Origin of the sequence: Aeromonas sp. SCS5 (genome assembly GCF_001887375.1) — a bacterium.
Taxonomy (GTDB): Bacteria; Pseudomonadota; Gammaproteobacteria; order Enterobacterales; family Aeromonadaceae; genus Aeromonas; species Aeromonas jandaei.
In genome coordinates, this window is record NZ_LFCS01000011.1 from 153,690 (window position 1) to 168,093 (window position 14,404).

The following is a 14,404-nucleotide window of genomic DNA, read 5'->3' on the forward strand; positions in this document are numbered from 1 at the left end:
GCCTTAGCCGTTGGCCGGTACCGCGTGGGCGGTGTTGGCCAGCATCGGGCCTGTGTACTTCTCGATCTGCAGCTGGGCCATGTGGCCGCAGTTGCCCTGCGCCAGACTGGACGAGCCCTCGTCGAAGGTGAGGCAGTTGACGTTGCCGTTCTTGCAGATGCTGCCCGCTTCGCCCGGCTTGGCCGGGTCGTACCAGGCCCCTTCGCAGATCCGCACTACCCCCTGGCGCACATCCTCGGAGAGCAGGGCGCCCACCAGGATCTGGCCGCGCTCGTTGAAGGCACGCACCAGATCCCCCTGAGCGATGCCACGGGCCTTGGCGTCGGCGGGATGGATCATGATCGCCTCGCGGTCGGCGATGGCAAACTTGTCCCGCAGCGGGGTGTTGTCGAGCTGGGAGTGCAGCCGCTGGGTCGGGTGGGAGGTGTTGAGCGACAGCGGATAGCGCGCCGCCACTTCACTCTTCACCCACTCCCTGGGCTCATACCACTTGGGATGACCGGCGCAGTCGGCATAACCCATCCCCGCCACCGTGTTGGAGAAGATCTCGATCTTGCCGGACGGGGTGCCGAGCGGGTTGAGCAGCGGGTTCTCGCGAAAATCGGCGTGACGGATCCACTGGCGGTTGGCCTCCGGGATCGGGAAGCGGATGTAGTTGTTGGACTCCCAGAACATGTTGAACGGCGGCAGTGCCACCCGGGCGCCGCGGGCCTGCGCCGCCATGCCGTCGTACATCTGCTTGAGCCACAGCATCTCGTCCTTCCCTTCGGTGTACTGCTCCTGCACGCCCAGCTTGGCGGCGATGGCGCTGAAGATGTCGAAGTCATTGCGGGCCTCGAACTGGGGCGGCACGCACTGGTGCATCGGGAACACATAGCGCTGGGAGTAGTCGCCGCCCATCTCCAGATCGTTGCGCTCGTAGCTGGTGGTGACCGGCAGCACGATATCGGCGTGCTTGGCAGTCGCCGTCCAGTAGGGCTCGTGGACGATCACGGTCTGCGGCTTGCGCCACGCCTGCAGCAGGTTGTTGGTGTCCTGATGGTGGTGGAAGGGGTTGCCGCCCGCCACGTAGACCAGCTTGATGTCCGGATAGGTCACCTTGCGGCCGTTGAAGTCGATGGTCTTGCCCGGGTTGGCGAGACAGTCGGCGATGCGGGCCACCGGGATCGGGGCCGGGCTGTTCTTCGGTGCGTTGCCGGCGGAGATGCCCGCCAGAATGCCGCCCTTGGCGGTGGGGCTGCCACCGGAGGAGTAATGGTAGCTGAAGCCGTAGCCGCCGCCCGGCAGGCCGATCTGGCCCAGCATGGAGGCCAGAGTGACCAGCATCCAGTTCGGCTGTTCGCCATGCTGCTGACGCTGCATGCCCCAACCGGCCATGATCATGGTGCGCTTGGCGGCCATGTCGAGGGCCAGCTGGCGGATCACCCTGGCATCGACGCCGCAGACGCTGCTCGCCCACTCGGCGCTCTTCGGCTGACCGTCATCCTTGCCCAGCAGGTAGTTCAGGAACTTGTCGAAGCCGACGGTGTAGCGATCGAGGAAGGCCTGATCGTGCTTCTTCTCGCTGTAGAGGGTGTGAGCCACACCCAGCATCATGGCCACGTCGGTGTAGGCGTTCGGGGCAATCCACTCGGCGCCGACCAGCTTGGCTGTCTCGTTGTAGACCGGATCGATGCTGATGACGCGGGTGCCTTTCTCTTTCAGCGCCTTGAAGCCAGCCTGGCCTTCGTGATCCGGCATGTTCCAGCTGTTCTTCAGGGTCACCTGAGCATTGACCCCCCACAGCACCACCAGTTCGGCGTTCTCCACCACGTTGGGCCAGGCGGTCTGCTGCTCGTACACCTCGATGGAGCCCATCACGTGGGACATGATCACCTGAGCCGCGCCGGTGGAGTAGTCACCGGCATAACCGGTGAAGCCGCCGGAGAGGTTCATCAGGCGGTGCAGCAGGGTGCGGCTGTTGTGGAACATGCCGACACTCTTCCAGCCGTAGGAACCGGCGTGGATCGCCTGCGGGCCGAAATCAGACTGGACGCGCTGGATCTCGCCGGCCACCAGTTCGATGGCTTTCTCCCAGCTCACCCGCACCCACTCGTCGGCGCCGCGCAGCTCTGGCTTGGCGCCCGGGCCGTGCTCCAGCCAGCTCTTGCGTACCATGGGGTACTTGATGCGGTTTTTGGCGTGCACCTGAAACGGAGCCATATCGATAAGATCGTTCGGCGCCGGATCATCGGCCACCGGCTGGACGCGCACCATGCGGCCATCCTCGACGATCGCCTCGAAGGCACCCCAGTGGGCGCCGGTCAGAATGCCCTTCTGGGCTTGAACAAGGGTCGGGAACTGGCTCAGTGCGGTGCTGATGGCTTGCGCCAGCGCGCTTTTCGGGAAAATGCCGCCGAGCAGGGGCAGGGCGGCGCAGGCACCGAGCCCCTTGAGCAGGTTGCGGCGGGAGAGATTGGTCTTCTTGTCGTTAAAACGGGTCATTGGGATTCTCCTCTACCAGCCTCAGTGGGCCGCGCTCATGTCGCTGGCGTGTTTCTGGACATACTGGGTCAGCATGCGTGCCTGTTCCGGGGTGAGGGAGGTACGAGACTCCATCCCCTTGATGACGCCGATCCACTGGTTGGCGTTGAAGTGATCCAGCGCGGTAAGGCCGTGGCAACCGGTGCAGTTGTTGGACATCAGGGTGGAGGCGTACTGCCACAGCTTGCCCTGATCGCCGATGAGCTGGCTCTCGTCTACCCAGGCGGTCAGGCTGACCTGATGCCAGGTGAGGTTGGTGGCGCTGTCGGTTTCGCTTTTGCCGGTGACCAGCGCTTTCTTGGCGGCATCGCCGACCAGCACGCTGAGGATCCGTTTGCCGGGAGCGGCGTAGAACACTTCGCTCACGCCATCCTGCTGCCAGCCATCGATGCGCACCCGGGCGCGGCCATTCTCCTTGCCCATCATCTCAACCTGAGTGGAGGGCATCAGGGTGCCTTCATCGGTCTTGGCGTTGGCATCCAGATAGAGCGGGGTGGTGGCGATGGCGTAGCGGGTGGTGACGCTGGCCGGGGTCTGGGCAGCGGCTTGCGCCAGCTCGCTGGCACCGGCGGCAGCCAGACCGCTCATGTCGGGCATGATGTGGGCGACGCCGCGGTGGCAGTCGATGCAGGTCTGGCCATCCTTGATGGCGATGGGGTGCTCGGCGCGGGCGTTGGGGCGCTGGGCCAGAATGTCCATGGCCGCGTAGCTGTGGCAGCTGCGGCAGGTGGCGGAGTCATTGGCTTTCAGCTCGTCCCACACGGTCTGGGCCATCCGCAGCTTGTGGGCCTCGTATTTCTCCGGCGTGTCGAGGGTGCCGATCGCCTCGTGATAGATATCCTTAACGGCGCGGATCTTGGTCCAAAGATAGGAGGTGGGGTCGCCCGGGATGTGGCAGTCGGCACACTCGGCGCGGATCCCCTTGGTGTTCTGGAAGTGGACGCTGCCCTGATACTCGGCCAGCGGGGTCTGCATGGAGTGGCAGGAGACGCAGAATTCGGTGGAGCTGGTCTTGTGCAGCACGGTCACGGTGACGCCGAGGGCGGCGATACCCAACATGGCGCCCAGCAGCAGGAGCCAGAACCAGGTTTTTCTTATCAGTTTTCCAATCATGGGGGCTGTGTCCTGTGGTCGATGAATACCAACATAGTAGTAGGTACATGGTAGTCATCGGAGGCGCAGGGGGCGTTGACCTCAATCATGGTTTGAATTTTAAGATGTGCGTCACATTGTGATTAATGTTTTGTTATTGACTGATTTATCGAATTTAGTTCTGTAAATTGTCGATTTAATGATTATTTTACTTTCTTCTGCCGCTGTTAGCCCCCTCGCAAAACCCTGACGGATTCGTTGATATAGTCGGGATCGAGCCTCAACGGAGTGTCGCTGATGAGCCCTTTCTCCCTGCTGTGTGTCGCCGCCGATGTTCAGCTGCTGGCCGAGTTCGAACAGGAGCTGGCTCCGCTGCTCAGCCGCTTTGTGCTGGTGGTCGCCACCGGGCAGGAGTCGGCCGAGCTGGCGCTTGAGGAGCTGGAGCGCAAGGGGCAGCCGCCGGCCGTGGTGGTGTGCGACAGCGATCTGGGGGATGGTCGCGGGGCCGACTTTCTGATCCGCCTCGGCAGCCAGCACGAGGCGTGCCGCAAGATCCTGCTGGGCAGCCAGCCCGAGATGAAATCGATCATCGAGGCGGTCAACCTCGGCCGCCTCGACTACTACCTGCAGCGCCCCTGGCGCGATGGCAGCCTGCGCCGCGCCGTCATCGAGCAGGCGAGCCAGTTCGTGCTGCACTGCCCGGAGGCGGATCTGCTGAGCTATGCAACCGTGCTCGACAACCAGCGACTGCTGCGGGCTCATGTCGATCGCCAGTTGGCCGAGTATCGTCAGGGCTTTATGGATTACACCCGCTGCAGCGACGAGGAGTTGTCGCGGGTGGTGATCGACGGCCTCTACCAGTTTTTCGAAGGCAACGACGAGGCGCGGGTCTGCCGCCACTACAGTCCGGGCCATGTGCTGACCCGCGAGGGGGAGCCCAACAGCTTCCTCTGGTTTATCGCCAAGGGGGAGGTGGTGCTGCGCAAGCGCGACGCCCACGGGGTCGATCAGGAGGTGGTGCACTACCGCTCCGGCGCGCTGGTGGGGGGCATGTCTTTCGTCACCGGCGAACCCGCCTTTACCACCGGAGTGACCCTGACCGGCGCCGAGGTGATCAAGCTCGACAAGCTGCAGTTCTCCCGCGTCATGGAGGCGCGCAGCGAGCTGCTCCCCTCCTTTACCAACCTGCTGCTGCGTCACTTCAACCGCCGCCTGCAGAACAGCATCCGCACCGAGATGCGGTTGCAACAGACCCTCGATTCCCTCGAAGCGGCTCATGCCCAGCTGATGGAGAGCGAGAAGATGGCGATGCTGGGCCAGCTGGTGGCTGGTGTCGCCCACGAGCTCAACAACCCGGTGGCGGCCATTATCCGCGGCAGCGAGACCCTGCGTGCCGCCATCCCTGATCTCATCAACCTCGAACTGCCCGCTGCCCTCAAGGGGCTGGGCAATCAGACCCTCTGTCAGGCGCTCTCCTCCCAGCCGGTCTCGACCAGCGAGATCCGCGACAAGACCCGGCAGGCCGAACGGCGCTTTGGCGAGCGTCAGCAGGCGCGGCTGGCGGTGCAGATGAATCTGGATGACGAGCTGAGCTGGCAACGCTGGTTTGCCGGGCGCACCGCCAGTGAGCGGGAAGCTCTGCTGGTGCAGCTGGAGCTGTTCCAGCAGACCGGCAGCTTCCTGCGCAATATCGAGGTGTGTGCCCGTCGCATCGGCGATCTGGTCAAGAGTCTCAAGCAGTATGCCCGGCAGGACAGGGACGAGCCCTCGCTGGTGGACTTGCACGAGGGGCTGGAAGATACCCTGCTGATGTTCGAGAACCGCCTCAAGCAGCATGAGCTCTGCAAGGAGTACCAACCCCTGCCGCTGGTGCGCTGCCATCCCGCCGCCCTGCAGCAGGTGTGGACCAACCTCATCGCCAACAGTCTGGATGCCATGAGCGAGCCGGGAAGATTGACGGTGCGCACCGGCCTGCCGGAGCCCGGCTGGGTGATGGTGGAGGTGGAGGATAGCGGCTGTGGCATCGAGCCCGAGCTGTGGCAGCGGATCTTTGATCTCAACTTCACCACCAAGCGGGAGGGGCACTTTGGCCTCGGCATTGGCCTGAGCGTCTCGTTGCAGATCGTGCAGCAGCATCACGGCCGGATCGAGGTGGCCTCCGAGCCGGGGCGTTACACCCGGATGCGGGTCTGCCTGCCGCTGGGGGATATCGGGATGGCCGACTACGGGGGAGAGCCCCGCCACAACGAGCATGCGGCCTGAGCGGACGCATCTGCCAACAGAGGGCGTGCCGTGGTGCGCCGCCAAGGAGGAGCAATGAACAAACACTATCTGATCCTGTGCGTGGACGATGAGCGGGAGGTGCTGGAGGCGGTGCTCCACGACCTCGCACCGTTTCGCAGCCATTTCGAGCTGGATGGCGCCGAGAGCGTCGATGAGGCGCGCGAGGTGGTGCACGAGTGGGAGCGGGAGGGGGGCAGGCTGGCGCTGATCCTCTGCGATCACATCATGCCGGGAACCTTGGGGGTCGACTTTCTGGTAGAGCTGAACCGGCGTAGCGCGACCCGGGCCAGCCGCAAGCTGCTGCTGACCGGGCAGGCGGGGCTGGAGGCGACCATAGAGGCGGTCAACCGCGGCGGATTGCACTACTACCTCGCCAAGCCGTGGAAGCTGGAGACCCTGCAAGAGGCGGTGCGCGAGCAGCTGACCGACTACCTGCTGGCGGAGGATGGCGACAACGCCTTCCACTATGCCCCCGTGCTCAATCAGGCGCGGCTGTTTGCCGCCATTCACGACAATCCGTTCGACGAGTAGTCGCGGTTGGGCTTTATCGGTGGGCGCTGTATACTGTCTGCATATACAGTGTTTCAGGTAGTCACCGATGCGACTCTTCATCGCCGAGAAGCCCACTCTGGGGCGCGCCATTGCCGATGCCCTGCCCAAGCCCCACAAGAAGGGCGACGGTTTTATCGAGACCGCCCAGGGGGATGTGGTCACCTGGTGTATCGGTCACCTGCTGGAGCAGGCCGAGCCCGATGCCTATGACGCCGCCTTCAAGCAGTGGCGGATGGAGCATCTCCCCATCGTCCCCACCCAGTGGCAGCTGGTGGCCAAGCCCAAGACCAAAACCCAGCTCACCGTCATCAAGCGGCTGATCAAGCAGGCCGACTGCGTGGTTAACGCCGGTGACCCGGACCGGGAAGGACAACTGCTGGTGGACGAGGTGATCGACTTTCTCGGCTACCCGAAAACCAGGCCGGTGCAGCGCTGCCTCATCAGCGATCTCAACCCGCCTGCGGTGCGCCGCGCCCTCGACAAGCTCAGAGACAACAAGGAGTTCGTGCCGCTGGCGGTCTCGGCGCTGGCTCGCAGTCGGGCCGACTGGCTCTACGGCATCAACATGACCCGCGCCTACACCCTGCTCGGGCGCAAGGCCGGTTGCAGCGAGCTGCTCTCGGTCGGTCGGGTGCAGACCCCGCTGCTCGGGCTGGTGGTGCGGCGGGATCTCGAGATCGAGGCCTTTGTCCCCAAACCCTTCTACGAGGTGCTGGCCCATCTGCTGACCGACGGCAACGAGCGTTTCACCGCCAAGTGGCTGCCGTCCGAAGCCTGTCTGCCGTGGCAGGACGAGGAGGGGCGGGTGCTCAACCGGGCGCTGGCCGACAAGGTGGTGAGCCGGATCAATGGCCAACCCGCTCAGGTTGAGTCGGTGGAGGAGCAGGCCCGCAAGCAGGCGGCGCCGCTGCCCTACAACCTCTCCAGCCTGCAGATCGATGCCGCCAAGCGCTTCGGCATGGATGCCAAGCGGGTGCTCGATATTTGCCAGAGCCTCTACGAGCGCCACAAGCTCATTACCTATCCGCGCTCCGACAGCCGCTATCTGCCGAGCGATCACTTCAACCGGGCCGAGCAGGTGCGCGGCGCCATCGCCACTACGGCTCCTGCGCTGGCCAGGGCAGTTGCCGAGGCGGACGGCAAGATCCGCAGCAAGGCGTGGAACGACAGCAAGGTGGATGCCCACCACGCCATCATTCCCACCGAGAAGCAGGGCAACCCCGCCACGCTGGGGGCCGACGAGGCGAAGCTTTACGGCCTGATTGCCCGCCAGTACCTGCTGCAGTTCTATCCCCCGTTCGAATACAACGACAGCAAGGTGTTGCTGCGCATCGCCGGTGGCCTGTTTCAGGCCAAGGCTCGGCGCATTCTGAAAGCGGGCTGGAAGGCGCTGCTCGGAGTGGAGGAGGATGACGACGAAGAGAAGGCGGGCACGCTGCCGGCTCTGAAGGAGGGCGAACAACTGCTGTGCGAGCGTGGCGAGCTGCAGGAGAAGATGACCCAGCCTCCCAAGTCGTTCACCGATGCCACCCTGCTGGCGGCCATGACCGGCATCGCCCGCTATGTGCAGGATCCCGAGATCCGCAAAACCCTGCGCGACACCGACGGCCTCGGCACCGAGGCGACCCGGGCCGGTATCATCGATCTGCTGTTCAAGCGCCGCTTTCTGGTGCGTCAGGGCAAGAGCATCAAGGCGACCCCGACCGGGCGGGCACTGGTGCAGGCGCTGCCAGCCACCGCCACCACGCCGGATATGACGGCGCTGTGGGAGCAGAGCCTCGGCCAGATCGCCGAGCGTCACGGCAGCTACCAGCAGTTTATGGGGCCGCTCACCGAGCAGCTGCACGGTCTGATTGAGGGGGCGCGGCAGGACTCTGGCGCCAGCTTCAGCGCCCTGCCCAAGGAGGCGCCGGGCGCCGGCAAGCGGCGCTTTGCCAAGCGCAAGAGTCCGGCTGCTGGCGGCGCTGCGCCTCGCAAGAGTTCAGGCAAAAGTGCAGGCAGGAGCACGGGCAAGCGGACGACCAAAAGCCAGGCGGCCTGACCATGGGGTGTCTGCAGGAAAAAAGAGAGGGGCCATGATGGCCCCTCTCTTTTTGTCGGCGTAACGGCCAGCGGTCATTAGCCGGTGTAGACGCTCTCTTCCGGATACTTGATGCGGGTCTCGCTCGGGCGGGCCAGCATAAAGGCGAGGGTGAGCGGGCCGAGACGGCCGCAGATCATCACCAGTACCAGAATGAACTTGCCCGGGCCGCTCAGGCTCGGGGTGATGCCGGTGGAGAGGCCGACGGTGGCAAAGGCCGAGATGGTTTCGAACATGATTTTGTCGAACGGCAGGGCGTCGGTGATCATCAGCAGGAACATGGCCAGCATCAGCACCATGGTGCTGACGATGATGATGGCCAGCGAGCGGGTGACGATCTGGGGCGACAGGGTACGGCCGAAAGCGGTGACGTGAGGGCGCTTGGTCAAAAACGCCTTGGTCGCCAGCAGCACCACGGCAAAGGTGGTCACCTTGATACCGCCACCGGTGGAGGTCGCGCCGGCACCGATAAACATCAGCATCATCATGAACAGCAGCGAGGCGGGCACCATCTGGCCGATGTCGATGGAGTTGAAACCTGCGGTACGGGCGCTGGCCGACTGGAAGAAGGCCGCCAGCAGCTGGCCGCCAATACCGGCGTTGCCAAAAGTGCCCGGGTTGTTGCGCTCCAGCAGCCAGAAGACCACGGTCCCCAGCAGCAGCAGGGCCGGCGTCATCAGGATCATCAGCTTGCTGTGCAGCTTCAGTTTGCGCCAGCGACGGTTGCGCACCAGATCGACGATAACGGTAAAGCCGATACCGCCGAGGATCAGCAGGCCGGCGATGGTCAGACAGATGAGGGGGTCATCCCGGTAGCTGATCAGGTTGTTGGCAAACAGCGAGAAACCTGCGTTGTTGAAGGCTGAGACAGCGTGGAAGAAGCTGACATAGAGGCCGCGACTCCAACCCATTTCGGGCACCCAGCGAATGGCCATCAGGCCGGTGCCGATCAGCTGGGCGATGAAGGCGAACAGCACGATCCGCTTCACCAGCTGGATGATGTTGACCGAGCCCTCCTGTCCCAGCGCCTCCTTGGCGAGTACCTGCTGGCGCAGGCCGACCCGCTTGCTGAAGATGGCGATGAGCAGCAGGGTCATGGTCATCTGCCCCAGCCCGCCAATCTCCATCAACATGATCAGAAAGATCTGCCCCTGCAGGGTGAAGGCGGTGCCGGTGTCCACCACGCCAAGACCTGTCACGCAGATGGCCGAGGTGGCGGTGAACAGGGCGTTGATGAAGCTCACCTCGCCGTTATGGCTGGAGGGCTGCACCAGAAAGATAGTGCCTATCAGCAGGATGATCAGAAAGCTGCCAAGGATCAGCTTGGCCTCGCTCCAGCGGGAGTCATCCTCCCGGTGAAGGGCGAAGGCAAAGCTGTTGCGCCAACGGGTCATAGGGTTTCCAGCCAGTGGTCGATCGCGTGTTTGTTGCCTGCCAGGATGAGGATGTCACCCAGTTGCAGCTCCATCTTGCCGGTCAGTACGTTGTGCAGCACCTCGCCGCGCTTGATGGCGAGCAGCTGGAAGTCGTTCTGCTGCAACAGGTGGAAGTCGCTGAGCGCCTTGCCATTTTGCTGCAAGCCGATGACGAACTCGGTCAGCACCATGTCGTGACCCAGCTCCAGATAGTCGAACAGGCGGTTGTCGAGCATGCTCTGCGCGACCCGGCGGCCCATGTCCCACTCGGGGTTGATCACCTTGTCGGCGCCCACTTTCTGCAGGATCTTGGCGTGGAACTTGTCGCGTGCCTTGACCCACACCTTCTTCACACCCGCCTCTTTCAATACGAGGGTGGTGAGGATGCTGGTTTCCAGGTTGTCACCGATGGCGACGAAGACGATGTCGAAGTTGGCCAGCCCCAGCTCGGCGACGGTAGCCTCATCGGTGGCATCAGCCACGACAACGTGGTTGCAGAGGGTGGCGATTTGGCGGGTCTTGCTCTCGTCGATATCGATAGCCAGCACCTCGGCATCCTGCCGCTGCAGCTCTTCGCACAGCGCGCTGCCAAACAGGCCCAGGCCGATGACGGCAAACTGGTTGTTCATGAGTTATTCCTCAACAGTTGAAGCTGACTACTCTAAACCACTGTTATTCGTCCGAAAAGAGCACAGATTTTTCGTCACCGGCAACTTGAGGTAGACTGCGTCCTTGCACCAAGCCGGGATAGACAGATGAAACTGAATGCCAACGCCTCCTTGTTGAAACTCAACACCCTCGCCCTCGATGCTTACTGCCTCTGGTTGGCCGAGGTGGAGCTGATCGCGGATCTGGCTGCCCTGCGAAGTGATGCCGAGCTGAACACGTTGCCCCGTCTGAACCTGGGTGGTGGCAGCAATGTGCTGTTTACGACCGACTTCCACGGTCTGGTGGTGCTCAACCGCCTCAAGGGTATTACCGCTCAGGATCAGGGCGATCACTGGCTGCTCCATGTCGCAGCGGGTGAGGATTGGCATCAACTGGTCTGCCATACCCTGCAACAGGGCTGGTACGGACTGGAGAATCTGGCGCTTATCCCCGGCACGGTCGGTGCGGCCCCGGTGCAGAACATCGGCGCCTACGGGGTCGAGCTGGCGAACTTCTGTGCCTATGTCGAGGCCTTCAACTGGCAGAGCGGTGAGATCGAGCGGATCGAGGCGCAGCAGTGCCGCTTCGGCTATCGCGACAGTATCTTCAAGCACGAGTATCAGGGCTCCCATCTGATCACCGCAGTCGGCCTCAAGCTACCCAAAGCATGGCAGCCGGTGCTGGGCTATGGCCCGCTGGCTGCGCTTGGCGACCAGCCGAGCGCGCAGGCCATCTTCGACACCGTCTGCGCCACCCGCATTGCCAAGCTGCCGGATCCCGCCGTACTCGGCAACGCCGGCAGCTTCTTCAAGAATCCGGTGGTGCCCGCCGCGCTGGCCGATTCGCTCAAACTGACATATCCGCAGATGCCCTGTTATCCGGCCGGGGAGGGGCAAGCCAAGCTGGCGGCTGGCTGGCTCATCGATCAGTGCGGTCTCAAGGGATTTGCCATCGGCCGCGCCGCCGTTCATCAGGAGCAGGCGCTGGTACTGGTCAATCTGGGGGGCGCCAGCGCCATGGAGCTGATCGCGTTGGCGGCACACGTGCGCGACAGCGTGGAGCAGAAGTTTGGTGTGGTGCTGGAACACGAGGTGCGCTTCATGGGCGCGCAGGGTGAAACCTGGCTCGATGAGGTGCTCTCATGACGTTGACTCCCATCAGACAGACCCTGATCACCCTGCTCAGCGATGGCCAGTTTCACTCCGGCGAACAGCTGGGCGAGCAGCTCGGTATCAGCCGGGCGGCAGTGAGCAAGCACATGGCTGCACTCAAAGAGCTGGGGCTGGATCTCTTTAGCCTGACCGGCAAGGGCTACCGGCTGGCGGTGCCGATGGCGCTCTATGACGAGGCGAAGCTGCAGGCACTGGCACCGATGGCGCCGGTGCACTGCTTCCCGGTGATCGGTTCGACCAACCAGCATCTGCTGGACAGGGTCAATCAACTGCGCTCTGGCGAGAGTTGCCTTGCCGAGTGCCAGACTGCCGGGCGCGGTCGCCGTGGCAAGCCCTGGGTCTCGCCGTTCGGTTGCCAGCTGATCCTCAGCATGTACTGGCGGCTGGAGCAGGGGATGGCTGCCGCCATGGGGCTGAGTCTGGCGGTTGGTGTTGCCGTGGTAGAGGCGCTGGAGTCGCTCGGTTATCACGGTGTCGAGTTGAAGTGGCCCAACGATCTCTACTATCAGGGGCGCAAGCTGGCGGGCATTCTGGTGGAGATGAGCGGCAGCGCCGGTGCCAGTTGCCATCTGGTGATCGGGATCGGCCTCAATCTGGCGATGCCGGCCCGTGAAGGGGAGAAGATCGATCAGGCCTGGGCCGAGTTGCGCCACATCAATCCCGAGCTGGTTGATCGCAATGAGCTCGCTGCCCGGATGATCGCCTATCTGCAGCGGGCGATGCAGACCTTCGAGCAGAGTGGATTGGCGAGCTTTGTCGATCAGTGGAACCGGCTCGACCACTTTGCCGGTCGCCCCGTCCGTCTCTTGATGGGGGAGCAGGAGATCCGCGGTATCGCCCGTGGTATCGACGATCGCGGCGCCCTGCGGCTGGAGACGGAGGAGGGGACCAAGTTCTATCTGGGTGGCGAACTCTCCCTGCGCCGGGGTGATTGAGCGTTGCGCCTGACGATAATCGTTAGCGACAAAAAAGAGAGGGGACCTGCGGGTCCCCTCTCTGTTATCCGGCTATCTGCAACGGTGCGAACTGCCGTGCTTATTTGCGCAGCTTGATCTGTTCGATGGCGTGCTCGTTGCCCTTGGTCAGGATCAGGTTGGCCCGCTCCCGGGTCGGCAGGATGTTCTCCTGCAGATTGAGATAGTTGATATCCTGCCAGATGTTGTTGGCGATCTGGGTCGCTTCGCTCTCGGTCAGCTTGGCGTAGTGGTGGAAGTAGGAGTCCGGGTCCGAGAAAGCACCGCTGCGGAATTTGAGGAAGCGCTCGATATACCAGGTGCGCAGCAGATCGGCTTCGGCATCCACATAGATGGAGAAGTCGACGAAATCGGAGACAAACACCCGGTGCGGTTCCTGCGGATAATCCATACCGCTCTGCAGTACATTGAGCCCTTCCAGGATCAGGATGTCCGGCTGCTCCACCACCTTCTTCTCGTCAGGGATGATGTCGTAGATAAGGTGGGAGTAGACCGGCGCTTCCACCTTCTCGTGGCCAGCCCGGATATTGGCAACAAACTCCACCAGATGGCGGATGTCGTAGGATTCCGGGAACCCCTTGCGGCGCATCAGGCCACGCTCCTCCAGCACCTTGTTGGGATAGAGGAAGCCATCGGTGGTGACCAGCTCCACCCGCGGGTGTTCCGGCCAGCGCTCCAGCAACGCCTGCAGGATACGAGCCGTGGTGCTTTTGCCCCCCGCCACACTGCCGGCGATGCTGATGATATAGGTACCCTTGCCGCGTGACTGGCCGAGGAACTGTTCCAGTACCCGGCTGCGGCGCTGCTTGGCTTTGACATAGAGATTGAGCAGGCGGGAGAGGGGCAGATAGATCTCCTCTACCTCCTTCAATGACACCTTTTCGTTGATCCCGCGCAGGGTTTGCAGATCGTGTTCGGTCAGGGTCAGGGGGACCGAATCGCGCAATAACGCCCATTTTTCGCGGGTGAATTGCAGATAGGGGTTATGCTCTGTCGTCATGGTGTCATCACTGTTTCTTTGGCACGGCGACCATACACCAAGGGGTGGAGAGCGACAAGGGACGCATCCAGATTGGCCTGAATCCCTCCACTTTTTTGCCCGGATCCCGGCAATAATCCACATTTTGCAAGGTGCAATGGTTGCATCCCCCAAATCCTTACAATAAAATGCGCGACGCTTGGATGTCTGTCGCCTGTTTGCTCGGCAAAAGCGATAAAAAACAGTGGGTGCAAGCAGAATTACCACTGTGACAATCTGGCATCTGGAGGGGTTCCCGAGCGGCCAAAGGGATCAGACTGTAAATCTGACGGCTCTGCCTTCGAAGGTTCGAATCCTTCTCCCTCCACCATATTTCTCTGCGGTTTGAGTTCTTTGGGTTAGAGAAATGCGGGCATCGTATAATGGCTATTACCTCAGCCTTCCAAGCTGATGATGCGGGTTCGATTCCCGCTGCCCGCTCCAAGATGCTGATATGGCTCAGGCGATACCAAGAGCTACGCCCTCAGGGTGAAGTCGGCAGTCGAACCTGTCTGTCAGCACCAGCCTCTCTTCCCCACCAGATTCAAATCCATCATATAAACTGTTCTGTGGTTAGCTTGCCACCGCGTACTCAGCGTTAGTTTAGAGGGACGATCATGTCTAAAGAAAAATTTGAGCGTAATAAA

The 14,404-nt window shown here is 62.5% G+C and carries 10 protein-coding genes and 2 tRNA genes; 7 read left to right on the plus strand and 5 right to left on the minus strand.

The genetic code is table 11. From position 1 onward, the window contains the following. Nucleotides 1-3 precede the first annotated feature (3 nt). Together torA and BS300_RS15640 are read right to left on the minus strand one after the other, a co-directional pair. Nucleotides 4-2,484, minus strand: a complete 2,481-nt coding sequence (torA, locus tag BS300_RS15635) for a trimethylamine-N-oxide reductase TorA (protein ID WP_071913849.1) — start codon at nt 2,482-2,484, stop codon at nt 4-6. A 21-nt stretch (nt 2,485-2,505) separates the two neighbouring features. After that, complete coding sequence (locus BS300_RS15640) at nt 2,506-3,636, minus strand: NapC/NirT family cytochrome c (protein WP_071913851.1); 1,131 nt, start codon at nt 3,634-3,636, stop codon at nt 2,506-2,508. Between the two features lie 276 nt (nt 3,637-3,912). On the opposite strand from BS300_RS15640, the gene BS300_RS15645 reads away from it, so the two are divergent. The 3 genes from BS300_RS15645 to BS300_RS15655 all read left to right on the plus strand — a co-directional run bounded on the left by BS300_RS15645 (nt 3,913) and on the right by BS300_RS15655 (nt 8,491). Beyond that, a complete protein-coding gene (locus tag BS300_RS15645) occupies nt 3,913-5,877 on the plus strand; it encodes an ATP-binding protein (RefSeq protein WP_043850760.1) in 1,965 nt (654 codons plus the stop codon). Nucleotides 5,878-5,931: 54 nt separating this feature from the next. Continuing rightward, entirely contained in the window at nt 5,932-6,429 is a 498-nt protein-coding gene (locus BS300_RS15650) for a response regulator (protein WP_071913853.1), read from the plus strand. Between the two features lie 67 nt (nt 6,430-6,496). Continuing rightward, nucleotides 6,497-8,491, plus strand: coding sequence for a DNA topoisomerase III (locus BS300_RS15655; protein ID WP_071913856.1), 1,995 nt, complete (start codon nt 6,497-6,499; stop codon nt 8,489-8,491). 77 nt (nt 8,492-8,568) lie between these two features. Here the strand turns inward: BS300_RS15655 and BS300_RS15660 are convergent, their stop codons facing one another. After that, nucleotides 8,569-9,924: a TrkH family potassium uptake protein gene (locus BS300_RS15660; RefSeq protein WP_071913858.1), complete on the minus strand. Its 1,356-nt coding sequence runs from the start codon at nt 9,922-9,924 to the stop codon at nt 8,569-8,571. Then, nucleotides 9,921-10,574, minus strand: coding sequence for a TrkA family potassium uptake protein (locus tag BS300_RS15665; protein WP_043850763.1), 654 nt, complete (start codon nt 10,572-10,574; stop codon nt 9,921-9,923). The genes BS300_RS15660 and BS300_RS15665 overlap by 4 nt, the downstream gene beginning before the upstream one ends. Before the next feature lie 126 nt (nt 10,575-10,700). Here BS300_RS15665 and murB point away from each other — a divergent pair, with 126 nt between their 5' ends. Further along, complete coding sequence (gene murB / locus BS300_RS15670) at nt 10,701-11,738, plus strand: UDP-N-acetylmuramate dehydrogenase (protein ID WP_071913860.1); 1,038 nt, start codon at nt 10,701-10,703, stop codon at nt 11,736-11,738. Further along, nucleotides 11,735-12,700, plus strand: a complete 966-nt coding sequence (gene birA, locus BS300_RS15675) for a bifunctional biotin--[acetyl-CoA-carboxylase] ligase/biotin operon repressor BirA (protein ID WP_071913862.1) — start codon at nt 11,735-11,737, stop codon at nt 12,698-12,700. The genes murB and birA overlap by 4 nt, the downstream gene beginning before the upstream one ends. Before the next feature lie 100 nt (nt 12,701-12,800). On the opposite strand, the gene coaA is transcribed toward birA, so the two are convergent. Next, nucleotides 12,801-13,739: a type I pantothenate kinase gene (coaA, locus tag BS300_RS15680; RefSeq protein WP_033114855.1), complete on the minus strand. Its 939-nt coding sequence runs from the start codon at nt 13,737-13,739 to the stop codon at nt 12,801-12,803. 264 nt (nt 13,740-14,003) lie between these two features. Between coaA and BS300_RS15685 the strand changes: the two genes are divergently transcribed. Both BS300_RS15685 and BS300_RS15690 read left to right on the plus strand, forming a co-directional pair. Beyond that, nucleotides 14,004-14,088: transfer RNA gene (locus BS300_RS15685), tRNA-Tyr, on the plus strand. A gap of 38 nt (nt 14,089-14,126) precedes the next feature. Beyond that, nucleotides 14,127-14,201 (plus strand) — tRNA-Gly (locus BS300_RS15690). Nucleotides 14,202-14,404: the final 203 nt, after the last annotated feature.